Genomic DNA, 22,041 nt, shown 5'->3' on the forward strand with positions numbered 1-22,041 from the left:
TGAGGTGCGAGGCCGCTTGCGGCCGAGCCTCGAAGGGCACACTTCAGCCAGCGGGACTCTCCGTGAACCCCCTACTTCTTCGCGGTGACCCAGAGGTGGATGGTGCCCTGGACGACCACGGTGCCGTCCTCGCGGGTGGCGGTCACCGTGACCGGGACGTCCGGGCCGTTCTCCCACGCCTCGGGGGTCGACTCGGCCGTGCAGGTGATCGCAGAGGTGGACTTGGCGAGGTACTCGACCTCCATCCCCTTGGGCAGCCAACGCGAGTCCTTCGGGCAGGTGGCCTCGGCGAGCAGGCCCATCGCGGCCTCCAAACCATTGCACACCGCGATGGCGTGGACGGTGCCGATGTGGTTCTTCACGCCACGGCGCTTCGGGATCACCAACTGGCCGTAGTGCGGCTTCATCTCACGGACCTGCATGTGGATCGTGGAGAAGTACGGTGCCGCCTGGCCGTAGGCGAGGGAGAACAGACGCTTGCCCTGCGGCAGGCCGGCGGTCTTCGTGTACAGGTCGTGGAGCTTCGACATGCGCCAAGGCTACCAACGGGTAATAGGTCGGCACGGACGGTGACGACGTGACACAGGTCCCGGTCTACCTGGAGATGCCTTCGCGATATCACCGCTCAGCACCTATTGGCAGAATCTCTATAAGAGGTTCCGCAGATAGGCGGAGCCGGTCATTGAGGTGCGCCCTTCGAGGCCCCTCCTTCGTCGGGGCACCCCAGGATCCGCGCAGCACACCTCGAAATGACCCGCCACCACAGGCTTCGTTCCTCGCGGGTTCTAAAGTCTCGTAGCAGTTACCTATCTCGACCGTGCTACATCGACTCGAGGGGTTCGGCGTCGGTGCCGAGTTCGGTGCGAACCACCTCGTAGGCCAGACCGGGTGGGTAGCCCTTGCGCGCGAGCAGGCCGACGAGGCGACGGGTCTGGACCTGCTCGCCCAGGCCGCGCATCGAACGCAGCTTGCGCTGGACCAGCTCATGCGCGGCCTGCCGTTCGGCGTCGGGGTCGATCTCGGCCAGCGCGCGGCGCGCAACCTCGTCGTCGACGCCCTTGCTACGCAACTCCGCAGCCAACGCTCGTGACGCCAGCCCTTTGCCGCGCTGCCGACCTTCGATCCACGACCGGGCGAAGACCTCGTCATCGACCAACCCGGCAGCCTCGAAACGGTCCAGGACCGCCGCCGCCATCTCGGCGGGCACTCGCCGCTTGGCCAGTGCCCGCTCGAGATCGGCGCGGCTGTGCGAACGTTCGGCCAGACGGTCGTACACGACCTTCTTCGCCAGCACGTACGCCTGCTCCGGATCGAGTTCGGCGGCCTCGTCCATCGGCCTAGAAGTCGACTTCCGTGACCGTGCCACCCTCGTCGGGCTGCTCCTCGGCGGCATCGACACCCACGCCCAGATGCTCCTTGATGCGGGTCTCGATCTCCACGGCAAGGTCGGGGTTGTCCCGCAGGAAGTTGCGGGCGTTCTCCTTGCCCTGCCCGAGCTGATCGCCCTCGTAGGTGTACCAGGCACCCGCCTTGCGGATCAGGCCCGCGTCGACACCGACGTCGATCAGGCTGCCCTCACGGCTGATGCCCTGGCCGTACATGATGTCGAACTCGCAGACCTTGAACGGCGGGGCGAGCTTGTTCTTGACGATCTTGACCTTGGTGCGGTTGCCGACCATGTCGGTACCGTCCTTCAGGGTCTCGATCCGGCGCACGTCCAGGCGCACCGAGGCGTAGAACTTGAGCGCCTTGCCGCCCGTGGTGGTCTCGGGCGAGCCGAACATAACGCCGATCTTCTCGCGCAACTGGTTGATGAAGATCGCCGTGGTGCCCGAGCCGTTGATGGCACCGGTCATCTTGCGCAACGCCTGGCTCATCAGGCGGGCCTGCAGGCCGACGTGGCTGTCGCCCATCTCGCCGTCGATCTCGGCACGCGGCACCAGGGCGGCGACCGAGTCGATGACGATGATGTCGAGTGCGCCGGAACGGATCAGCATGTCGGCGATCTCGAGGGCCTGCTCGCCGGAGTCGGGCTGGGACACCAACAGCGCGTCGGTGTCGACGCCCAGCTTGCGCGCGTACTCCGGATCGAGGGCGTGCTCGGCGTCGATGAAGGCCGCGACGCCGCCGTTCTTCTGGGCGTTGGCCACCGCATGCAGGGCGACCGTGGTCTTACCCGAGGACTCCGGGCCGTAGATCTCGACGATGCGCCCGCGCGGCAGGCCGCCGATGCCGAGGGCGACGTCGAGGGCGGTGGCACCGGTGGGGATGACGTCGATCTTGGCGCGCCCGCGCTCACCGAGGCGCATGACGGCACCCTTGCCGTGGGCGCGGTCGATCTGAGCGATGGCGTTGTCGATGGCTTTGGCCCGCTGGTCGGCCGAAGAACCCTCGCCGGTCAGGCGGGTCACGGGAGCGGTGGCTGTCTTGGGAGGCATCAGAAGTCCGTTCTGTCGTAGGTGGCCAGGCATCTTCGACGCTACGAGAGACCACGGACATTTTCGGACCTCATCGATCCGCCTGTGGACAAGTTTCTCTCGCGGGCGTCAACCTGTGGACAAACCTACAGCGAACATCCGTTCGATTACTGGCGACACGCCGGGGCCTCAGCGCTCGGACGCGGGCAGCTGAAGTCGCTCGTGGACCGCACGCCACACCTGCTTGGGTGCCACGCCGGCGTCGAGCGCCTCGGACGGGGTGCGGTGATCGAGCACGTCGATAACCTGCGTGTCGGCCCAGAGCCGGGCGTAGGCCGCGCCGAGATGCAGGTCCATCCGCTCCCAGAACTCGCTGTGCCGCATGCGCTCAGCATCGCACGTCACCCCAGCCGGGCGCAGCAGACGTGACCCTCACGTGACGTGAGGCTCCAGAGTCGTGCCCAGCCCACCCGAGGACGGAGGACCCACATGAGCCAATAGGCGCATACCGTCAGCGAGCCAGCTCACAGTAACCTGAGGGATTGCGTCACGCCAGGTCAGGCGGCGGAGACCCGCACCTCGTCGGAACTGATCGGCGAGACGCTGGCCAGGCGCGAGCCGACCTCGTGGATCTCCAACTGATCGGCGACATCGCGCAGCAGGCCCGACAGGGGAACGTCGAGCGCCTCGGCCAGGGCGGCGAGCAACTCCGAACTCGCCTCCTTCTGGCCGCGCTCGACCTCGGAGATATACCCCAGGCTGACCCGTGCCCGACCCGACACCTCGCGCAGTGTAAGGCCCTGCTCGGCCCGGCGGGCACGCAACGCCTCGCCCACCAACTGTCGCATCGGGGTCATCGTCCAGGTCACCTCCTCGGGTGGCTCGCCTACGGTCGCTCCGGGACGCTTACGAGACACAACCCCGGCCGCACCGGGAATCATCCCCCGTGAGGGTGCCCTTCGTGGGCCAGCGTAGCGAGTGCATACGACAACACCGCATCGACCGCCCCCCGGCGTATCTGCCCGCGGTCGCCGACCAGGTCCAACTCCCAGTCCCGCGTGCCCGCCGGAGCCGCGACGGCGATGTGAACCCGGCCCACCGGCTTGCCCTCCGACGGCTCCGGTCCGGCGTTGCCGGTCGTCGACAGCCCGAGGTCGGCCCCGAGCCGCGCACGCACCCCCTCGGCCATCGCGCGAGCCACCTGCGCGTCCACCGTGCCGACCCGCTCGATCAGCGACCCCGGCACGCCCAGCACCCGCTCCTTGACCTCCGCCGCGTAGGCCACGACGCCCCCGCGGACCACGGCCGAGGCCCCCGGCACGTCGACCAGCGCGCTGCACAGCAGTCCCCCGGTCAGCGACTCGGCGGTCGCCACGCTCAGCCCGCGACCGGCCAACTCCTCGACGAGCGCCACCGCGCCCGCAGCCCCCACGGCCTAGGAGTTCTCGCTCGCGCTGCGGGGCGTCGACAGCCATTCGGCCCGCAGCGCGCGCGCGTCGAGGATGTACTGCACCCCCGTGACCATCGTGATGACGAAGGCGACGGCGAGAAAGACGCCCGCCAGCCAGAAGGCGACCGTGCTGGCCGTGGTGTCCCAGATCTCCAGCGGCAACGAGTACAAGCCCAGCGCCCCGGCTTGCAGGGTCGTCTTGATCCTGCCGCCCTGGCTCGCCGGCATGACGCCGTACTTCGTGATGAACAGCCGCATGACCGTGATGCCCCACTCGCGCACCAGCGTCAGGATCGCCACGGCCCAGAACAGCCAATGGTCGAAGATGATCGCCAGGCCGATGAAGGCCATGCCGGTCAGCGCCTTGTCGGCGATGGGATCGGCGAGCTTGCCGAAATCGGTGACCAGGTTGCGGCTGCGGGCGAGATCGCCGTCGATCCGGTCGGTAATCATCAACAAGGCGAAGGCGACGAACGCCCACACCCGCATGGCGGTGTCGCCACCGGCCGTCTCGGTGACACCGGAAGTCAGCAGCAGCCAGCCGTACAGGGGAACCCCGGCGATGCGCAGGACGGTCAGCGCGTTGGCGATATTCAGGTTGCTCGGCGGTGCCGACGTTGCCGGATCGTGACTCTGCTCGGGCATGGGGGCCTTTCAGGCGGCGGGGGTTGCGAGTTTCAGTATGGGGCCACACCGCGACGTCGTGCCAACTCGGCCGCCGCCTTGTCGAAGGCGACGTTCGTCGCCAGGCCGACCGGCGTCGAGTAGATCCGGTCCCCGTCCAGGCTGCTGACCCTGATCCGGGCGTCGCGGCACAGTCCCGACCGCGGCTCCACGCGGATCCCGCCCATCTCCTCCCAAAGCAGCCCGACCCAGCCGTGCTCGGTCTGCTGGCGCACCCCGTGGTCATCGGCGACGAACAGCGGCGTGCGCGGATCGACGGTGCCGCGCAGCAGGGTCAGGGCGAGGACGACCAGCACCGCCACCGCGATCCACAGCAGCTGCTCGGGCCGGGCGAGCGCGTACCACGCGAAGCCTGCGGCCACGGCCAGGCAGGACAGCGCCAAGATCGCATAGAGGCCGACGCGACGGTGGATCTCGAAGGGCGCTTCCTCGTTCATCCTTCGCTTCCGATCGTCGCCAGCACCTGTTCGAGTTCGTCGGGCTTGACCAGGACGTCACGCGCCTTGGATCCCTCGCTCGGGCCGACGATCCCGCGACTCTCCATGATGTCCATAAGCCGCCCGGCCTTGGCGAAGCCGACCCGCAGCTTGCGCTGCAGCATCGAGGTCGAGCCGAACTGGGTCGTGACAACCAACTCGACGGCCTGGATGACCAGATCGAGATCGTCGCCGATGTCGTCGTCGAGTTCACGCTTGTTCTGCGCCGGTGCCGTGACGTCCTCGCGGTAGACCGGTTCCAGTTGCCCCTTGCAGTGCGTGACGACTGCGGCGATCTCCGCCTCGGTGATCCAGGCACCCTGCATGCGCATCGCCTTGCTGTGCCCCATCGGCAGGAACAGGCCGTCGCCCTGGCCGACCAGCTTCTCGGCACCCGGCTGGTCGAGGATGACCCGGCTGTCGGCCAGCGAACTGGTGGCGAACGCCAGGCGGCTGGGCACATTGGCCTTGATGAGGCCGGTGACGACATCGACCGACGGCCGCTGCGTCGCCAGCACCAGGTGTATGCCGGCGGCGCGCGCCAGCTGGGTGATGCGCACGACCGAATCCTCGACGTCGCGCGGGGCGACCATCATCAGGTCGGCCAGCTCGTCGACCACGACCAGCAGGTACGGATACGGGGCTAGGACCCGTTCGCTGCCCGGAAGGGGCTTGACCGCGCCGGTGCGGACGGCCTTGTTGAAGTCGTCGACGTGGCGGAAGCCGTACGCGGCCAGGTCGTCGTAACGCAACTCCATCTCGCGCACGACCCACTGCAGCGCCTCGGCGGCCTTCTTCGGGTTGGTGATGATCGGCGTGATGAGGTGCGGGATGCCCTCATAGGCGGTCAGCTCGACCCGCTTCGGGTCGACCAGGATCATGCGCACCTCGTCGGGCGTCGACCGCATGAGCACCGAGGAGATCATCGAGTTAACGAAGCTCGACTTGCCCGAACCGGTGGCACCGGCCACCAGCAGGTGCGGCATCTTGGCCAGGTTCGCCACGACGTAGCCGCCCTCGACATCCTTGCCCAGGCCGATCACCATCGGGTGATGGTCGCCGCGCGCCTTCGCCGAGCGCAGCACGTCACCGAGGCTGACCATCTCCTTGTCGGCATTGGGGATCTCAACGCCGATGGCGGACTTGCCGGGGATCGGGCTGAGGATGCGGACCTCGTTGGAGGCCACGGCGTAGGCGATGTTCTTGCCGAGCGCGGTGACCTTCTCGACCTTGACCGCCGGGCCGAGTTCGACCTCGTAGCGGGTCACCGTCGGGCCACGGGTGTAGCCGGTGACCCGCGCGTCGATCTTGAACTGCTCCAGGACTTCCGTCAGCCGGTCGACGACCTCGTCGGAGGCCTTGCTGCGGGCCTTGTGCGGCGTGCCCTCGCGCAGGACCGTGCTGTCGGGCAGCGAGTAGACGATGTCGCCGGCGAGTTCGAGCTGCTCGGCGCGGGCCGGCAGCGGCTCCATCGGCGGCACCTCGGCGGGTGCCTCGTCGGCGAGGTCGGGGCGACGATGGGTGTCCGGTTCGACGACCGGCTCGATGTCGTCGGGACCGTCGACCAGCGGGTCCTCGAACGGCTCGTCGGCCGGCACCGGCGCGGTCCGCGGATGACGACGCGGCGCGGGCTGCTTGACCGGCCGTTCCGCAGCGGGCCGGCGACCGCCCAGCAGCCGGTCGCGGACCTCACGCAACCGTCCGGGGATGGCGTAGACGGGCGTGTTGGCCAGGATCAGCGCACCGAAGGCCACCAGCAGGGCCAGCAGCGGGGCCGCGACGTACGGCGAGCGCAACAGGTCGACCAGCACCGCCGAGAACAAGAATCCCAGGGCACCGCCGGCTTCGCGGACCGCAGTCATGTCGTCGGGTCGCGGGACGCCGTGGGCCAGGTGCACTAGGCCCAGCACGCCGCCACTGACGGCGCTCCAGGCGATCACCTGGCGGCCCGCGGGACCTTGGGCCTCGGGGTGACGCAGCGTCCGCCAGGCGATCACGGCGAACACGACGGGGACGGCCCCGGCCAGCACACCGACGCTGCTCTCACAGATCTGGCGGACCGTCTGGCCGACCGGACCCGGGATACGCCACCACGTCGAGGCCGCCGTGACGATAGCGACCGCAACGATCAGCAGGCCGACGCCGTCGCGCCGGTGGGCCGGGTCGAGGTCGCGGGCACCGCGCCCGATGGAGCGGACGACGGCACCGACCACTGCGGCAATACCGAGCCAGATCGCCCGCAGCGCGCGACCGATCATCGTCACCACGGCAGGCGAGGAACCCCCCGCAGTCTTCGCGGAGGCCGGTCTGCGTTTAGCTGGCGTTCGGGCCGGGCTCTTGTTGCCGGAGGTACGGCTACGGGCCTGGGAACCGGACGGCCGCTTGCGCGGCGGGGAAGTCGTTCGGGTCGCCATGTCGGAAGCCTAAAGCAAAAGTGGAGGCTTAGAGTGCATTGGGGCGCGGGGCACCGGGCGCGTCGTCCTCATCGGTGGACCACTGGCCGGTCGTCGTCGACGCCGCCCGCCGACCGGGTGCGCGCCCGCTGCAGGACCAGGGCGACAAGCCGGGGATCAGGGGCACCGTCGGGCACAAGCGGTGCGGTGACCACATCGGCTCCGCAAGCGCTGATCCGGTCGTAGGCGGACCCGGCGGTCAGCACATAGGAACTGACCACGACACGTTTGCCGTAAGCGCGAGCAATGTCGACGGCGTCGGCCAGCGAGGTATCGAGGCCGGACAGCGCACCAACGTGCACCCGTCCGCCCCACACCGCGCTGAGCAGCCGGGCCGCCTGGCTGACGTCGTCCAGTGCTGCGGCGTCCCGCACCGACCCGGCGGCCAGGACGAGGGAGTCCCCCGGCCGCGCACCTGCTTCGATGAGCCGCTGCACGCCGATCTCGGCGAGCACCCAGTCAGGCCCGATGGGCGCGGTCAGCCCGATGGACGGATCAGGTCGCGCCGCAGCTGCGAGAGCGTGCAGCAGGCGCGCGTCACGGGTGAGGAACAGCGGTACCACCGCCCGCGGTCCTGCGCTGGTACGCACGACATCGGCCACGCTCGGCGACTGCTGCTCGACGTAGGCGTCCAGCACGTCCAAGCCGTGCGCCTCGCGCCGGATCGCGTTGACCAGCCGGGAGATGCCCGCGCGGCCCACCGCATGCTGCGTGCCCGGCGCGGCCACGATCAACGCTCGACTCGCCACGACTCCCCCTGCACCCGGCCTGCCGCATCCACTGTTCCAGCCTCGGCACCCCGTGTTTCGCGGCGATGTCCCGATGAGGTCGAGACCGTGACAATGTGCAGGCGGTGGCCCTGCGGCGCACGAGCCGCCCGGCCGCACGTTCGCGACCTATCGGGAGTGTTTGCCGCTGGCCGAGGTGCGCCCTTCGAGGAACGAACGGGCCTCCGAAGCTTGCAATGGCGGGTTCCCTCAAGGCAGCACTACTGATTCGCTCTTGGGCGATGTTCGGCTCAGAAGAGCGCAAGTTCCCGCTGCGGGGTCGACAGAGGACCGAAGTTGGACAACACGTTCTTCGCTCGAAACTCGTCGAACGGGATGCGCGCAGCGGCCGCGATCCTTGCGGCGTCGGCGCAGACCGCTACAGAGTCCACCGGAAGTTGGCCGAGGTCGATGCGCGCGAGAAGTTTCTTGGTCAGGGGCCTCTTCGAGTCCCAAAAGACGAGTGACTGAATCAGCGCCGCGCATTCCGGGCTACCCATAGTGGCGGCAACGACTGCGGCCTCCGTCGGGTCATCAAACGGTATGAAGTAGCAGGTGTCATCCAACACGACGGGCCTGCCCTCCAGCGGGGTCACGAGGCGAAACACCGGCTCCTTGTGCAATCCCGACACGGCGACCTTGTACGGCGCGTACGTGTATTCACCGTGGCCGAACACGGAAAAACGCGGCCTGTTTCGATAGATCGAGGACTTGCGGCCATCCAGCGCGGGCGCATTCTCGGTGAGGTAGGCCCACAGACGAGGAGCGACGTGCTGCAGCGACGTGGTCTCGGCACCGAACGTCTTCTGTGGCACGATCACCCATTTGCTCAACTCTTGGTGCCGTCCGCGGAAGATGTCTGTGCTCTTCAAGAAGGGAAGAACGTAGTCCATCTCAAGATCAAGCCGCCGGCCCGACTTGGTTGTTGGACTAGGTGTAGCGATCAACTCGAAGACGCCTGACGCATCGTGTTTGAGTCCAGACCGCCACTCGTAGGGACACACCCCGTCGGCCCGACGGACGACAAGGTAGGCGTCCACGTCGGATACAAGCAGGCCGTCGACAACGCCGAAGCGGGATTCCGTCACACGCGGCTCGAACACGTCCGAATGCACTTCGCAGGTGTAATCGCAGGGTTCGGCGGGGTCAACAGAAACGACGAACCAGCAGGCGTCGACCCCGGCCTCGAACCACTTCATCGCGTCGATGCGGTAGATGTGGGATTCGGTGATGGGGATTTTGGCCGCTGCCGCGTACTCCACCACGTTGCGTGCCACTTGTGTCTTGCACAGCATCCCCAGCGTGAACTGCTCGCTCCTGCACTCGTTGATGGTCTTCAAGATGATGTACTCACACACATCAAAGTTGGATGAACCCAGCATCGCGTCGAGACCCTTCGCGCCCTTGAAGTTCTCCTTGGGCGGGAGGTTGTCGGAGTCCAAGCGGTTGAGTTCCGCCGACGTGACCCAGGGAGGATTCCCGATGACGAATAGGGGCGTTTCCGAATCCCAACTGACGGTTGTCGAAAGGTCGGTCTCGAAGATGTTGCCGACCTGCACCCTGCCCCACTTCGATGCGAGTTCTGCGTGTTGTGACTGAATCTCGATTCCAACGCGCTCTGAGCCTGGGCTTAAGAGTGCGGCCGCCTGAAGGAAACTCCCGGTCCCGCAAGTTGGTTCAAGCACCCGAGCCGAGTCAGGCAGCTCGAGAAGCCGCAAACATTGCTCGGCTAGTGCGATCGGAGTCTGGAAGTCACCGAACTCCTTGTTAGGCACGCAGGTCCACCACCTCGGGAGAGTTAGATCCGGCGGCCGCCGTGCTGATGGCCCGACCGTACTGAAGTCGCCACTGCCAAGCATTCGAGATCGTCAGGACGCCCTGCTCGGGAGGCTCGTCAACGAGACGCTCTGCGAGCCGACGACGACTGACTTCGTCCAGAGGAACGTTCTTGTCTTGGAGCAGGGCGTCGAGATCTTCGATCGCAATTTCACGCCCACCGACCTCCGATCCCATCGCATGAACGATCTCGCGAATTTGTTTGGTTAGCGTGAAGTCACTGGTCCTCGATTGGTCGATGTAGATGACGTGCTGGATGTCCAGATACGCGGCACGCTCCGAGGCGTTGTCGGACTTCACATAGACCACAACCAACAGGTTGTACCCGAGTCCGTAGATCTTCTGAGTGGCTGCCTTGAAGGGGCAGGACGATTGAGGCTGCCTGAGAGACGTCACCTTCAAGTCCGTGTTGAGGGAGGGGAAGTCAAGGCCCTTTGCTGCGTTCCCCACCTCGATCTGGAACCGCGCCTGCAGGTACTCCTTGAACATTGCTTCGACCTTCGTCCCGACAGCCTTACCATCCGTTACGGCATAGAGGTCAGGTAAGGGGGTGGCTGCGAGTTCGGTTGCGAAGGACGTGGCTGCCCCGTGGAAGAGATCGAGTGTCAGGGGGGACAGTGAGGGCATTAGTTCTCCAGGTCGGTGGCCGTCCGTGCCGCTCTCAGGCTATCGGCCGGGTCCGACATCACCGCGTCCCACACCGAACTGATCGCAAATCGGGTTCACACGGTCCATGCGCAACGACGCGCCGCCGTGACGAAAGGATCTTGTCGTAGGGATCTGCTGATTTTAGGTCGAGGCCGCTCATTGTCCCCCGCAAGCGGGAGGTACCCCCAGTGCGCAGCGAGGAACGAGCGGTGCCTCGAAGGGTGCACCTCAGCGACCGGCAGGCGGCACGCTGCCCGAACTCGCCCACGTCGACGGTCGTCGTTGAATGTCGTCAACTCCGCGAATCTTCCAGCAGTGAACCCGAGGGCGTTGTCGCGCGGCCGCTGTCAAATGCGATCTGGCGACGGCGACGGCAATCGAGATCAGGACCCGATTGACCTTGACTCCGAACCCGGACCCGTCACTGCCGGTCGGCTCCATCCCCCGTGGCAGTTCCATGACCGCCCCCTCGTGTCACCCCGACCAGCCGGTCAGGCCTCCACGACGATAGGAACGATCATCGGGCGTCGTCGCAGCCGGCGGCCCGCGAACGAGCCGAGCGTGCGGCGCACCACCTGCTGCAACTGGCGCGTATCACGGGTACCGTCGGCCAGGGCGTCCTCCAGCGCACCGACGATCTTCGGCACGATGGCGTCGAAGACGCTGTCGTCCTCGGCCAGGCCGCGCGCGTGGATCTCCGGACCCGAGACGATGGTGCCGCGCGTGGAGTCGATCACCACGACCGCCGAGATGAACCCCTCCTCGCCGAGAACCCGGCGGTCTTTGAGGTCCGAATCGGAGATGTCGCCGACCGATGAGCCGTCGACGTACACATAGCCGCAGTCGTAGGCGCCGGTGATCTCGGCGTGGCCGTCGATGAGGTCGATGACATAGCCGTCCTCGGCCAGCAGCACGTTCGGCACGCCGGTCTTGCGCGCGAGCGCCCCGTTGGCGTGCAGATGACGGATCTCGCCGTGTACCGGCATGACATTGGTCGGCTTGACGATGTTGTAGCAGTACAGCAGCTCCCCGGCCGAGGCGTGACCCGAGACGTGTACCAGCGCGTTGCCCTTGTGAACGACGTTGGCACCGAGCTTGGTCAGGCCGTCGATGACCCGGTAGACGGCGTTCTCGTTGCCCGGGATCAGCGAGGACGCGAGCAGCACGGTGTCACCCGGCTCCAACTGCACCTGCTGGTGACTGCGATTGGCCATGCGCGACAGCGCGGCCATCGGCTCGCCCTGGGAGCCGGTCGACATCAGGACCATCTTCTCCGGCGGCGCGGCGTCGATCTTGTCGACCACGACGCCGTCGGGCACCTTGAGGTAGCCCAGATCGCGCGCGATCTGCATGTTGCGCACCATCGAACGCCCGACGTAGGCGACCTTCCGGCCGTGCTTGGCGGCCGCGTCGAGCACCTGCTGGACACGATGCACGTGCGAGGCGAAGGAGGCCACGATGATGCGCTGGGTGCTGCGCGCGAAGACCGCGTCGATGGCCGGGGTGATGTCGCGCTCGGGGGTCGTGAAGCCGGGAACGTCGGCATTGGTCGAGTCGGTGAGGAACAGGTCGACGCCGGCCTCGCCGAGCCGCGCGAAGGCCCGCAGGTCGGTGATGCGCCCGTCGAGCGGCAACTGGTCCATCTTGAAGTCGCCGGTGTGCAGCGCGACGCCCGCCGGGGTCGTGACCGCCACCGCCAGAGCGTCGGGGATCGAGTGGTTGACCGCGACGAACTCGCACGAGAACGGCCCGAGGTCGAGGACGTCGCCCTCGCTGACGATGTGCTTGGGCACCTCTTTGAGCTTGTGCTCGCGCAGTTTCGGATCGACCAGCGCCAGCGTCAGCCGGGACCCGACGACCGGGATCGTGTCGCGCTCGCGCAGCAGGTACGGCACCGCGCCGATGTGGTCCTCGTGCCCGTGCGTCAGCACGACCGCGACGATGTCGTCGAGACGGTCACGGATCGGGCCGAAGTCCGGCAGGATCAGGTCGACGCCGGGGTGGTGCTCGTCGGGGAACAGCACGCCGCAGTCGATGACGAGCAGTTTGCCGCCGAACTCGAACACGGTCATGTTGCGGCCGACCTCGCCGAGGCCGCCGAGGGCGAAGACGCGCAGTGCTCCCTCGGGCAGCGGCGGGGGGGCGGGCAGGTCCAGATGCAGGTGGCTCATGTGTTCCCCCGTCTCAGAGCAGACCGGCCGCAGCCAGGCCCGCGCGGACCGCCTCGACCTCGTCGGGCGTGGCCGGCACGAGCGGCGAGCGGACCGTGTCGTGCTCCAGCACCCCGAGCAGCTTCAACGCGACCTTCGAGGTGATGGCGCCCTGGGTGACGCCGAGTCCGGCGAGCACCGGCAGGAGCCGCGTGCTCAGGTCGCGTGCCGCAACGAGGTCGCCGGCGTCGACCGCCCGGATCATGTCGGCGTACTCCCGTGCCACGGCGTGCGACGCGACGCTGACGACGCCGACGGCGCCGAGGGCGAACCAGGGCAGGCAGATCGAGTCGTCGCCGGAGTAGACCGCGTAGCGCGTCTGGCCGATCAGCCTGGCCCCGCGCTCCAGGTCGCCGGTGGCGTCCTTGATCGCGAGGAAACGCTCGTCGCCTTCGAGTTCCAGATACGTCTCGTAGGCGATCTGCAGGCCCGTGCGGTGAGGCACGTCGTAGAGCATGATCGGCACGTCACCGGCGGCGTCGGCGACGGTTCTCGCATGGGCGATGATGCCCGCCTGCGGCGGCTTGTTGTAGTACGGCGTCACCAGCAGCAGGCCGTGTGCGCCGACCTTGACGGCCTGCTCGGTCAACTCGACGCTGTGCCGGGTGTCGTTGGTGCCGACGCCCGCGATGACCGTGGCGTCGTCGCCGACCGCCTCCAGGACGGCAGCCAGCGTGCGGCCGTCCTCCTCGCCGGTGGTGGTGGCCGACTCGCCCGTGGTGCCGCTGACGACGATGCCGTCGCTGCCGGAGTCGACCAGATGCCGCGCAAGCTTCTGCACCGCCTCCAGGTCGACCTGGCCGTCGGAGGTGAACGGCGTGACCATAGCGGTGAGCACGCGCCCGAACGGCGCGGCCTCGGTGGCAAGGGGCGAAGTCATAACCCTCAGGCTATCGCGCGAGAGACGCGACTCAGCGGCGCCACGGATCGACCAGGCCGATCCCCGCGCCTTCGAAGTCATCAATGTTCCTGGTCGCCAACGGCACGGCATGAGAACGGCAGGTCGCGGCGATCAACGCATCCATCGTGGGCATGCTCCGGCCCCGCTGCTCGGCCTCGGCCATGACGATGCCGAACGCCACTGCGGCAGGCGGATCGAATGCCAACAGGTGACGGTCGTCGATCCGGTCCAGGAAGGCGTCCAGTGCGCACTCCAGGCGTTGACGACGCGCTCCGGCCGCAAGCCTGTGCAAGCCCCGGAATATCTCGGCCAGCACCGGAGCCGGAACCGCAAGGTCTCGGTCGTCCAGGCCCCTCGCCCAGGCGATGACTCGCTGGTCCGGCTCGACACGCATCAGTTCGGAGATGACGTTGGTGTCGAGAGCGATCAACCGAAAGCCTCCTCTGCGAAGTCGACACGGGGTGCCTCGACCGAACGCACCGGCAGATCGACCTCCATACCGCTTCGGCTCTCCCAGTACAGATCCATCAAGGCGTTCCGGCCGCGCGGGCGCCCCTCCCCGGCGACTGCGGCCGTGAGGATCGCGCGGACCTCGGCCTCCATCGAATGCCCGCGCCCTGCGGCACGGATCCGAAGCCTCGCCCGCACCTCATCATCGAGATGACGCACCGTAATCGTCGCCATTGACAGCACCTCCTGATATCAATGCTAGCATGCGCGTCGGTGGCTAGTGGCAGCATGGGGGCATGGACTACGAACTCGACCGCGCCACCGCGTCGTCCCCAGTCTCGCCCGGCGTGCGCGCCCTCGACGTGAACTCCGACTGGAACACCCCGGCGGGCACGGCCAACGGCGGCTATCTGCTGGCGATCCTGTTGCGCGCCGCACTGGAGGAGTCCGCCAAGCCCGACCCACTGTCGGTGGCGGTCACCTATCTCGCCACGACGCGGCCCGGACCGGCGACGATCACCGTCACCCCGCTGCGCGAGGGACGGCTCGTCAGCAGCTACACGGTGGCGCTGCACCAGGGCGAACGGGCCATCGCCCACGCGACGATCAGCCTGCACGACGCCGCGGCCGCTCCCGCCTCCGACCTGCGCGAGCCGTTGCCGGGCGATGCCGTCGGCACTCCCGAGACCGGAGTCGACCCCCTCGCCGACTGGCCGGTCGGCACGATCCCCATTGCCGACCGTTACACCACGCGCCACGTGGGGACACCCGGCTGGATGGCCGGCGACCCGTCCGGCCTGCCGGAGGCCGCGTTCTGGATCCGTCCCGCCGACGGCCGTCCGATCGACTCCCTCGCTGCGGGTGCCATCGTCGACGCCTATCCCCCGGTCGTCGCCGAACTCGGGCACATCGCCTCCTCGACGATTCAGCTCACGGTGCATTTCTGGCGGCACTGCTCGACCGACTGGGCGCTCATGGAGGTCGTCACCTCGCAGGTCATCGACGGATTCCACGACGAGGACGTCCACCTGTGGGACCGCGATCTCAACCTCGTCGCCACGAGCCGCCAGATCGCGGTCCTGTCCTGATCTCGCGGCGGAGGAGTCCCCTCAACTCAGGGATTCCGCCAGTAGGCGGACCCGGTCATTGAGGTGCGAGCTTGCGAGCCGGGTCCTGAGGTGCTGCGACGAAGGAGCAGCCTCGAAGGGCGAAATGACCCACCGCAGCAGGCTTCGAGGCTCGCACGCTCCTGGGACCGGGTTCGTCCACCGCCGCTTCAAAGTTGGATGTTTGACCAAGTTCGCTTGACGCTGACGAGGCCGCCGGATACCGTGATGTGGCCTCGGTCACATCAAAGTCGAGGCGCGACCCTCAGAAGGACATCCCATGTCGTCACATGCCCCTCGCCGGTCCCGCCTCTTCCTGACGCTACTGGCCGTCGTCACCCTGTCCGGCACAATGCTGCCGACCGGAGCCGCGATGGCCGCCCCGTCGACGGACGTCATCACGATGGAGACGCTGTCGAACCGCGCCGATCTCGTCTTCGACGGCAACGCCCTGGTTCGCATCACACTGCCGAGCGATGCCGATGTCGCCGACCTGCGGGTCTGGCTGGCCCCCGACCGCCACAAGGACCCCGGCGACGGCGACCGCGACGTCACCTCGGCCTTCGCGGTGCGGCCCAATGGCCAGATCGAAGGCGTCGTCACCGGCCTGGCGCTCGGGTCCAACGAACTCACCGCCCGACTGCCCGACGGCCGCGGTGCCTGGCTGACCATCACCAACCACCCGCGCGGCGGGCCGATCTTCGCCGGACCCCAACTGGAGCCGTGGGCCTGCCAGGACGGAGCCGTCGACGAGGACTGCAACACCGAGCCGCAGATCACCTGGCAGTACAAGTCGACCGACCCGTCCAAGGACGGCCTGCAGGACTACGACCCCTCCGCCCCGCCCACCGACATCGCCACCACCACGACCGACGAAGGCGTCACCGTCCCATTCATCGTCCGCGTGGAGACCGGCTACCAGGACCGCGACCAGTACCGCATCGCGATGCTCTGGCAGCCCGACCAGGAGTGGGAGCGCTGGAACCCGCAGGAGCAATGGAACGGCAAACTGTTCATCCCGCACGGCGGCAACTGCGGCGTCGCCCACCGTACGGGCCTGGCACCCACGGAGGACTACTCCGGCACTTTGACCTTCTTCCTCCCCGACGGCCTGGCCGATGCCGTCGGCGACAGCCCGACCGTCGCCCTCTCGCGGGGCTTCGCCATGATGTCGACGGCGCTGTCCAACACCGGCCACAACTGCAGCGTGGCGTCCGGAGCCGAATCGCTGATGATGGCCAAGGAACACTTCATCGAGACGTACGGATCAGTGCGCTACACCATCGGCAGCGGCTGCTCGGGCGGATCGATCGCCCAACAGACCATCGCCAACGCCTATCCGGGCATCTACCAGGGCCTCATCACCACCTGTTCCTTCCCTGACGCGCTGACCCCCGGCCTGGAGTTCACCGACACCCACTTGCTGCGGCTGTACTTCGAGGGCAGCGAAGGAATGTCGGCGGGCTTCACCCCTCCGCAGTGGGCTGCGGTCGAAGGGCATCTGTCCCATCTCAACGCGATCATGGCTGACGAGTTGCTGTACAAGGAGGCCACCGATCCCACGACGCTCTGCCCCGGCATCGACGAGAGCACCGTGTATAACCCCCAGACCAATCCGGCCGGTGTGCGCTGCTCGATCATCGACGGCTCGATCAACATCTTCGGCCCGCGCGATGCGAGCATGTGGACCGCGCAGGAGCAGCAGGCCGGCCGTGGCTTCGCCGCCCTACCCTTCGGCAACGTCGGCGTCCAGTACGGACTCAATGCCCTCAAAGAGGGCCTCATCACCGCCGAGCAGTTCGTCAGCCTCAACGAGGACATTGGCGGCCTGACGATCGACATCCAGCCGCAGGCCGAACGGACCGAGGCGGACCCGACAGCGGTGATGAACGCCTACCGCAGCGGCATGCTCAACACCGCTTCCAACCTGTCCGAGGTCGCGATCATCGACCACCGCGGCCCCGACCCGGGCGTCGCGCACGACGCACGGTTCTCGTGGGTCACCCGCGACCGCCTGATCCGCGAACAGGGAAACGCCGACAACCAGGTCATCTGGTACGGCGCGTTTCCGCTCATCGGCGATCCGGGCTACAGCACGCAGGCCCTCCTGGAGATGGACCGCTGGCTGAGCGCCGTCGAGGCCGACGAGCGCGACGTCCCCCTGTCGCAGAAGATCGTTCAGGCCCGCGAGGCCGAGAACATCCAGGACCGGTGTAGCAACCTGAGCGGCACCTCCGACGAGGACGGCATCTTCCTACCGCTGACCGATCCGGCCGTCACCGATCTGACCGGCGGGGCCATCGATCTGGCCGACGGCCTGCGCCCGGCCCTGGACCCGGCCTCCCACCTCATCGTCGATCCGGTCTCCGAGACGCTGTGCGGACTCGGCCCTGGCACCGACCTGTACCAGACCAAGTTCGACAGTCCGCGCATCGTGGCCGGTGACGGCAACTATTCGGACAACTCCGACTGCGTCTTGCGGCCCTTCGATCCGGCCGACTACGCGCCCCAGACGTTGAGCGAAGAGCAGGTGACGCGCCTGCAGGCGGTCTTCCCCGACGGCGTGTGCGACTACAGCCAGCCGAGTTCGAACTTCGCCCAGACCGTGCCGTGGATGACCTATCAGGCCGCCGACGGCTCGGTGATCTACGGCGGGGAGCCGCTGCCCGCCGCACCGGTGTCGACCCCGTTCACCGGCAGCACGATTGCCTCCGACCCACCGGGATCGACCGGCGATCCGAGCGGCACCCTGCTCACCGGCGGTGGAGGCTACGTCGGCGCGTCCGCCGACGCCCTACCCGGCACCGGAGCGCCGTGGACGCTCATCTATGCGCTCGCCGCAGGCTTCGCCCTCGCCCAGGCCGGCCTCGTCCTGACGCTGCGACGGCGCAGCGAGGAGTTCAGAGCGCGCCGATAGACGGACCTCGAGAACCGCTGATGTATCGGGGTTGTGTGCCGTGGCCGGTCCCTGAGGTGCGAGGAGCTTGCGACGAGCCTCGAAGGGCGAAGGGATCGCCCGCAGCTCATTTCGAGGCTCCGCTCGTTCCTCGCTACGCACCTCAATGAGCGGCATCGACCGATAAAAACCGGCGAATCCCTCGAGGATGCCGGTCCCTGAGGTGCGTAGGCCGCCTGCGGCCGAAGCCTCGAAGGGACCCCGGCCACGACCCGCGTTCTCAAGCCGCTTCGTAGGTGACGATCTCGAAGGCGACGCGCTCGCCGGACAGTTCGCCCTCGCCGGGGATCGAAGCGACCTCGGTCCAGGCGCTCCAGTCGATTCGCGGGAAGAACGTGTCGCCCTCGGGTGAGGCGGCGACCCGCGTCACGACCAGGCGGTCGACCAGGCCCGCCTCCACGGCTGCGGCATAGATCTGCGCGCCTCCGGCGATGAACACCTCCTCGCCGAGGTCGCGCCCGAGCGCCACCGCCTCGGCGACGTCGTGCGCCACGCGGACCGACGCATGCCCGGCGCGCCACTGGCGGTCGCGAGTCACGACAATCGTCGTACGCCCCGGCAGCGGACGGCCGATGGAGTCGTAGGTCGCGCGGCCCATGACGAGCACGTGGCCGAGGGTCAGCCGCTTGAAGTGCACCAGGTCCTCCGGCAGGTGCCACGGCAGGCCGCCATCGGCCCCGATGACCCGGTTCGCCCCCATCGCAACGACCAGTGTCGCCCCCCGAGCGCTCATACGGCGATCGGTGCCTTGATGAGGGGATGCGGGTCGTACCCGGTGACCCGGATCGAGTCGAAGCCGAAGCCGTCGATGTCGGTGACGCTCTGGTCCAGCTCCAGCAGGGGCAGCGGACGCGGGTCGCGGGTCAGCTGCTCGCGCGCCTGGTCGAGATGGTTGAGGTACAGGTGGGCGTCGCCGAGGGTGTGGACGAAGTCGCCCACCTCCAACCCGGCGACCTGCGCGACCATGTGCGTCAGCAGGGCATAGGAGGCGATGTTGAACGGCACGCCCAAGAAGACGTCGGCCGAGCGCTGGTACAGCTGGCAGGAGAGCCGCCCGTTCGCCACATAGAACTGGAAGAACGCATGACACGGTGCCAGCGCCATACGGTCCAGGTCGGCGACGTTCCACGCGCTGACGATGTGCCGGCGCGAGTCCGGATCGGATCTCAGCGCCTCGATCACGCCGCGCAACTGGTCGACACTCTCTCCCGAGGGGGTCGGCCACGAACGCCACTGATGCCCGTAGACCGGGCCGAGTTCGCCGTTGGCGTCCGCCCATTCGTCCCAGATGGAGATGCCGTGCTCCTGCAACCAGCGCACATTCGTCTCACCGGAGATGAACCACAGCAACTCACCGACCACCGACTTGAGATGGATCTTCTTGGTCGTGACGAGCGGGAATCCCTGCGTCAGATCGAAGCGCATCTGGTAGCCGAAGACGCTGCGCGTGCCGGTGCCGGTACGGTCACCTTTCTCGGCTCCCGTCTCGAGAATGTGACGGACGAGATCGAGGTAGGCCTGCATGGCCCCGAGGCTACCGCCTGCGACCCGGACCCCTGCCCGACGACGCTGGTTTTCTATGCGAAGATCGGCGTTATGGCCAATAGCGAATACGACGCCACCCCCCGCGAGTTGCGCAGTTTCGCGCTGCTGCAGATTCTGTTGACGGCCGGCTTCCTCGCGGCCCTGTTCTGGATGCTGGGAGCGACCGACGCCGACCTGCCCGGCTGGCCGATCTGGGTCGGCCTGCTGGCTGCGGTCGCCATCGGTGCCTTCCTGGCCGAGCGTGTGTGGCTGTCGGCGATCCCCCTGAATCCGGCCGACGACCCCGACGACAACCGCAGCACCGCCGTCAGCGTGTACGCGGCCCAGACGATCCGCAAGCTCACCTTCTGCGAGGTGCCGATGCTGCTGGCGGTGCTGGTGTCGTTCGTCGCCGACGCGGGCGGATGGCCCATCCTCATCGCGGGCGTGCCCGGCATGGCCGTGCTGGCCTTCGAGGTGTGGCCGTCGCTGCGCAACGTGTCGATGACCGCGACGATGCTGGACGCCAACGGCGCCAAGTCCGAGCTCATCGAATCCTTCGTGTGAGTCCGTCGGCGGGCACCGACAGCGTTCGGCTGGCCTGGCCGAGCGATGCGCGAGACCTCGCCGAGGTCCAGCGGCGGGTGTGGCTCGACGCCCAGGTGACGGCGTCCGCGCTGGAGGAGTCTTTCGGCGACCTCGACGAGCACGCAGGCCGCTGGGCCGCGACGCTCGGACGCTCACCCGAGGCCCGGTTCCGGGTCCTCGTGGCCGTTCGCGCCGCCGGGGAGGTCGTCGGGTACGCCATCGTGCATCCGGGGGCCGATCCCGATGCCGATCCGGTCCGCGATGCCGAACTCGGCGACCTCGCCGTCGATCCTCGGGCGCGGCGCGGCGGGCACGCCTCCCGGCTGCTCCAGGCCGGCATCGACACCGCGAAGGCCGACGGCTTCAGCCTCGCGCGCACCTGGATCGCCTCCGGTGACGACGCCGGGCGCACGCTCCTGGTCTCGGCCGGCTGGGCACCCGACGGCGCTCACCGCGAGCTGGAGGCCTCCGACGGCCGGCGTATCCGGCAGGTGCGCCTGCACACGCAGATCGCATGACCGCCGCGCTGTCGCCCGACGAGCGCGGGGTCGTCCGCGACTCCCTCGGCGTCGGCATCGGGGTGGGGCTGTACGGCGTCACCTTCGGCGCGCTGGGGCCGGCCGCCGGGCTGAGCGTCTGGCAGACCAGCGCGCTGTCGCTGCTGGCCTTCACCGGGGCCTCCCAGTTCGCCTTCCTCGGCGTGATCGGCTCCGGCGGCTCCCCGCTGGCCGGGGCGATCACCTCGGTGCTGCTGGGCGGGCGTAACGCCTTCTACGGCATCAGCCTGGCCCACCGCCTCAGGGTGCGCGGGGGGCGACGCCTGGCGACGGCGCACCTGGTCATCGACGAGTCCACCGCGATGGCGATCACCCGGCCCACGGATCGCCTGGCGCGGCTGGGGTTCTACTGGACGGGCCTGACGATCTTCCTCGTCTGGAACCTCACCACCGCCGCCGGCGCGGTGGCCGGCACCTCCATCGGGGACCCGGAGGCCATCGGCCTGGACGGTGCCGTAGTGGCGGCCTTCCTCGGGCTGCTGTGGCCGCGCCTGGACTCGGCTGGTGCCCGCCTCCTGGGAGTGACCGCCGCCGCCCTGGCGCTGCTGCTCGTACCGTTCACCGCGCCGGGGCTGCCGATCATGCTCGGCGGACTGAGCGCGGTCGCCCTCGCGTTCGTCTGGGGAGGCGGCCACGATGACTGACCTGTGGTGGGCGGTCCTGCTCGTGTGCGGCGGCTGCTATCTGTTGAAGCTCGCCGGTCTCAGCATGCCGCAGGCGGTCCTGGAGCACCCCGTCACCGCGCGAATCACCGCGCTGATACCCATCGGGCTGCTGGCCGCGCTCGTCGCCGTACAGGCCGCCGCGGGCGAGCGCGAGGTGGTCGCCGACGCCCGGCTCGCGGGGCTGGCAGTCGCCGTGGCCTGCCTGGTGGCGCGTGTGCCGTTCCTGGTCATGCTGATCCTGGCCGCTGCGGCGACGGCGGCCATCCGGCTGCTCTGAGACCGGTCGCGGCGGCGTATCGGAGGGGGGTCTACGCTCGCACCGACGTCTCCATCTCTTTCTCGCAGAGGATCCC

24 protein-coding genes are annotated in these 22,041 nt (G+C 68.1%); 6 read left to right on the plus strand and 18 right to left on the minus strand.

Features of this window, described 5'->3' with window-relative positions; translation table 11 throughout:
- Positions 1-71 precede the first annotated feature (71 nt).
- The 16 genes from QM597_RS03390 to QM597_RS03465 form a co-directional block, all read right to left on the minus strand.
- Positions 72-530 carry a hotdog fold domain-containing protein gene (locus QM597_RS03390; RefSeq protein WP_415003464.1) on the minus strand — a complete coding sequence of 153 codons (459 nt, stop codon included), beginning with the start codon at positions 528-530 and terminating at the stop codon, positions 72-74.
- Between the two features lie 290 nt (positions 531-820).
- Positions 821-1,333: a regulatory protein RecX gene (locus QM597_RS03395; RefSeq protein ID WP_415003465.1), complete on the minus strand. Its 513-nt coding sequence runs from the start codon at positions 1,331-1,333 to the stop codon at positions 821-823.
- A 4-nt stretch (positions 1,334-1,337) separates the two neighbouring features.
- Entirely contained in the window at positions 1,338-2,438 is a 1,101-nt protein-coding gene (gene recA / locus QM597_RS03400; RefSeq protein WP_415003466.1) for a recombinase RecA, read from the minus strand.
- A 168-nt stretch (positions 2,439-2,606) separates the two neighbouring features.
- On the minus strand, positions 2,607-2,801 hold the full coding sequence (locus tag QM597_RS03405; RefSeq protein ID WP_415003467.1) for a DUF3046 domain-containing protein: 195 nt from the start codon (positions 2,799-2,801) through the stop codon (positions 2,607-2,609).
- A 173-nt stretch (positions 2,802-2,974) separates the two neighbouring features.
- Entirely contained in the window at positions 2,975-3,265 is a 291-nt protein-coding gene (locus tag QM597_RS03410; RefSeq protein WP_415003468.1) for a helix-turn-helix domain-containing protein, read from the minus strand.
- Between the two features lie 89 nt (positions 3,266-3,354).
- The gene (locus QM597_RS03415) at positions 3,355-3,849 is read right to left on the minus strand and encodes a CinA family protein (RefSeq protein WP_415003469.1); all 495 of its coding nucleotides are present in this window, start codon (positions 3,847-3,849) and stop codon (positions 3,355-3,357) included.
- 3 nt (positions 3,850-3,852) lie between these two features.
- The gene (locus QM597_RS03420; protein ID WP_415003470.1) at positions 3,853-4,512 is read right to left on the minus strand and encodes a CDP-alcohol phosphatidyltransferase family protein; all 660 of its coding nucleotides are present in this window, start codon (positions 4,510-4,512) and stop codon (positions 3,853-3,855) included.
- 32 nt (positions 4,513-4,544) lie between these two features.
- Positions 4,545-4,988: a hypothetical protein gene (locus QM597_RS03425; protein WP_415003471.1), complete on the minus strand. Its 444-nt coding sequence runs from the start codon at positions 4,986-4,988 to the stop codon at positions 4,545-4,547.
- Entirely contained in the window at positions 4,985-7,285 is a 2,301-nt protein-coding gene (locus tag QM597_RS03430; RefSeq protein WP_415003504.1) for a DNA translocase FtsK, read from the minus strand. Before QM597_RS03430 ends, QM597_RS03425 begins: the two co-directional genes overlap by 4 nt.
- A gap of 224 nt (positions 7,286-7,509) precedes the next feature.
- A complete protein-coding gene (locus QM597_RS03435) occupies positions 7,510-8,229 on the minus strand; it encodes a sirohydrochlorin chelatase (protein ID WP_415003472.1) in 720 nt (239 codons plus the stop codon).
- 269 nt (positions 8,230-8,498) lie between these two features.
- Positions 8,499-10,022, minus strand: a complete 1,524-nt coding sequence (locus tag QM597_RS03440) for a hypothetical protein (protein WP_415003473.1) — start codon at positions 10,020-10,022, stop codon at positions 8,499-8,501.
- Positions 10,015-10,710: a hypothetical protein gene (locus tag QM597_RS03445; RefSeq protein WP_415003474.1), complete on the minus strand. Its 696-nt coding sequence runs from the start codon at positions 10,708-10,710 to the stop codon at positions 10,015-10,017. Before QM597_RS03445 ends, QM597_RS03440 begins: the two co-directional genes overlap by 8 nt.
- Before the next feature lie 512 nt (positions 10,711-11,222).
- Positions 11,223-12,902: a ribonuclease J gene (locus QM597_RS03450; protein WP_415003475.1), complete on the minus strand. Its 1,680-nt coding sequence runs from the start codon at positions 12,900-12,902 to the stop codon at positions 11,223-11,225.
- A gap of 13 nt (positions 12,903-12,915) precedes the next feature.
- Positions 12,916-13,821: a 4-hydroxy-tetrahydrodipicolinate synthase gene (dapA, locus tag QM597_RS03455; RefSeq protein WP_415003476.1), complete on the minus strand. Its 906-nt coding sequence runs from the start codon at positions 13,819-13,821 to the stop codon at positions 12,916-12,918.
- Positions 13,822-13,852: 31 nt separating this feature from the next.
- Positions 13,853-14,272: a type II toxin-antitoxin system VapC family toxin gene (locus QM597_RS03460; RefSeq protein WP_415003477.1), complete on the minus strand. Its 420-nt coding sequence runs from the start codon at positions 14,270-14,272 to the stop codon at positions 13,853-13,855.
- Complete coding sequence (locus QM597_RS03465) at positions 14,269-14,526, minus strand: FitA-like ribbon-helix-helix domain-containing protein (protein WP_415003478.1); 258 nt, start codon at positions 14,524-14,526, stop codon at positions 14,269-14,271. Before QM597_RS03465 ends, QM597_RS03460 begins: the two co-directional genes overlap by 4 nt.
- A 62-nt stretch (positions 14,527-14,588) precedes the next feature.
- Between QM597_RS03465 and QM597_RS03470 the strand changes: the two genes are divergently transcribed.
- Both QM597_RS03470 and QM597_RS03475 read left to right on the plus strand, forming a co-directional pair.
- Positions 14,589-15,380, plus strand: a complete 792-nt coding sequence (locus QM597_RS03470; RefSeq protein ID WP_415003479.1) for a thioesterase family protein — start codon at positions 14,589-14,591, stop codon at positions 15,378-15,380.
- Positions 15,381-15,678: 298 nt separating this feature from the next.
- Positions 15,679-18,315 (plus strand): DUF6351 family protein, encoded by a 2,637-nt coding sequence (locus tag QM597_RS03475; protein WP_415003480.1) that lies wholly within the window; start codon positions 15,679-15,681, stop codon positions 18,313-18,315.
- A 259-nt stretch (positions 18,316-18,574) separates the two neighbouring features.
- Here the strand turns inward: QM597_RS03475 and QM597_RS03480 are convergent, their stop codons facing one another.
- The gene (locus QM597_RS03480; protein WP_415003481.1) at positions 18,575-19,087 is read right to left on the minus strand and encodes a dihydrofolate reductase; all 513 of its coding nucleotides are present in this window, start codon (positions 19,085-19,087) and stop codon (positions 18,575-18,577) included.
- Entirely contained in the window at positions 19,084-19,878 is a 795-nt protein-coding gene (locus QM597_RS03485) for a thymidylate synthase (protein WP_415003482.1), read from the minus strand. The genes QM597_RS03480 and QM597_RS03485 overlap by 4 nt, the downstream gene beginning before the upstream one ends.
- Before the next feature lie 72 nt (positions 19,879-19,950).
- Here QM597_RS03485 and QM597_RS03490 point away from each other — a divergent pair, with 72 nt between their 5' ends.
- From QM597_RS03490 to QM597_RS03505, 4 genes are read left to right on the plus strand one after another with little or no spacing between them, the layout of a single operon-like run.
- Positions 19,951-20,445, plus strand: coding sequence for a hypothetical protein (locus tag QM597_RS03490; protein ID WP_415003483.1), 495 nt, complete (start codon positions 19,951-19,953; stop codon positions 20,443-20,445).
- Positions 20,442-20,984, plus strand: a complete 543-nt coding sequence (locus QM597_RS03495; protein ID WP_415003484.1) for a GNAT family N-acetyltransferase — start codon at positions 20,442-20,444, stop codon at positions 20,982-20,984. The genes QM597_RS03490 and QM597_RS03495 overlap by 4 nt, the downstream gene beginning before the upstream one ends.
- The gene (locus QM597_RS03500; protein WP_415003485.1) at positions 20,981-21,667 is read left to right on the plus strand and encodes an AzlC family ABC transporter permease; all 687 of its coding nucleotides are present in this window, start codon (positions 20,981-20,983) and stop codon (positions 21,665-21,667) included. Before QM597_RS03495 ends, QM597_RS03500 begins: the two co-directional genes overlap by 4 nt.
- Positions 21,660-21,965 carry an AzlD domain-containing protein gene (locus QM597_RS03505; protein WP_415003486.1) on the plus strand — a complete coding sequence of 102 codons (306 nt, stop codon included), beginning with the start codon at positions 21,660-21,662 and terminating at the stop codon, positions 21,963-21,965. The genes QM597_RS03500 and QM597_RS03505 overlap by 8 nt, the downstream gene beginning before the upstream one ends.
- The last annotated feature ends 76 nt before the right edge of the window (positions 21,966-22,041 follow it).

Origin of the sequence: Aeromicrobium sp., from assembly GCF_047607065.1 — a bacterium.
GTDB lineage: Bacteria > Actinomycetota > Actinomycetes > Propionibacteriales > Nocardioidaceae > Aeromicrobium.

Excerpts from the sequence above, each read along its gene's own strand:
- dapA (WP_415003476.1), bottom strand. The coding sequence starts at position 13,821 with ATGACTTCGCCCCTTGCCACCGAGGCCGCGCCGTTCGGGCGCGTGCTC.
- QM597_RS03420 (WP_415003470.1), bottom strand. The coding sequence starts at position 4,512 with ATGCCCGAGCAGAGTCACGATCCGGCAACGTCGGCACCGCCGAGCAAC.
- QM597_RS03500 (WP_415003485.1), top strand. The coding sequence starts at position 20,981 with ATGACCGCCGCGCTGTCGCCCGACGAGCGCGGGGTCGTCCGCGACTCC.
- QM597_RS03390 (WP_415003464.1), bottom strand. The coding sequence starts at position 530 with ATGTCGAAGCTCCACGACCTGTACACGAAGACCGCCGGCCTGCCGCAG.
- recA (WP_415003466.1), bottom strand. The coding sequence starts at position 2,438 with ATGCCTCCCAAGACAGCCACCGCTCCCGTGACCCGCCTGACCGGCGAG.
- QM597_RS03475 (WP_415003480.1), top strand. The coding sequence starts at position 15,679 with ATGTCGTCACATGCCCCTCGCCGGTCCCGCCTCTTCCTGACGCTACTG.
- QM597_RS03505 (WP_415003486.1), top strand. The coding sequence starts at position 21,660 with ATGACTGACCTGTGGTGGGCGGTCCTGCTCGTGTGCGGCGGCTGCTAT.
- QM597_RS03480 (WP_415003481.1), bottom strand. The coding sequence starts at position 19,087 with ATGAGCGCTCGGGGGGCGACACTGGTCGTTGCGATGGGGGCGAACCGG.
- QM597_RS03395 (WP_415003465.1), bottom strand. The coding sequence starts at position 1,333 with ATGGACGAGGCCGCCGAACTCGATCCGGAGCAGGCGTACGTGCTGGCG.
- QM597_RS03485 (WP_415003482.1), bottom strand. The coding sequence starts at position 19,878 with ATGCAGGCCTACCTCGATCTCGTCCGTCACATTCTCGAGACGGGAGCC.
- QM597_RS03425 (WP_415003471.1), bottom strand. The coding sequence starts at position 4,988 with ATGAACGAGGAAGCGCCCTTCGAGATCCACCGTCGCGTCGGCCTCTAT.
- QM597_RS03490 (WP_415003483.1), top strand. The coding sequence starts at position 19,951 with ATGGCCAATAGCGAATACGACGCCACCCCCCGCGAGTTGCGCAGTTTC.
- QM597_RS03405 (WP_415003467.1), bottom strand. The coding sequence starts at position 2,801 with ATGCGGCACAGCGAGTTCTGGGAGCGGATGGACCTGCATCTCGGCGCG.
- QM597_RS03465 (WP_415003478.1), bottom strand. The coding sequence starts at position 14,526 with ATGGCGACGATTACGGTGCGTCATCTCGATGATGAGGTGCGGGCGAGG.
- QM597_RS03445 (WP_415003474.1), bottom strand. The coding sequence starts at position 10,710 with ATGCCCTCACTGTCCCCCCTGACACTCGATCTCTTCCACGGGGCAGCC.
- QM597_RS03470 (WP_415003479.1), top strand. The coding sequence starts at position 14,589 with ATGGACTACGAACTCGACCGCGCCACCGCGTCGTCCCCAGTCTCGCCC.
- QM597_RS03450 (WP_415003475.1), bottom strand. The coding sequence starts at position 12,902 with ATGAGCCACCTGCATCTGGACCTGCCCGCCCCCCCGCCGCTGCCCGAG.
- QM597_RS03430 (WP_415003504.1), bottom strand. The coding sequence starts at position 7,285 with ATGATCGGTCGCGCGCTGCGGGCGATCTGGCTCGGTATTGCCGCAGTG.
- QM597_RS03410 (WP_415003468.1), bottom strand. The coding sequence starts at position 3,265 with ATGCGACAGTTGGTGGGCGAGGCGTTGCGTGCCCGCCGGGCCGAGCAG.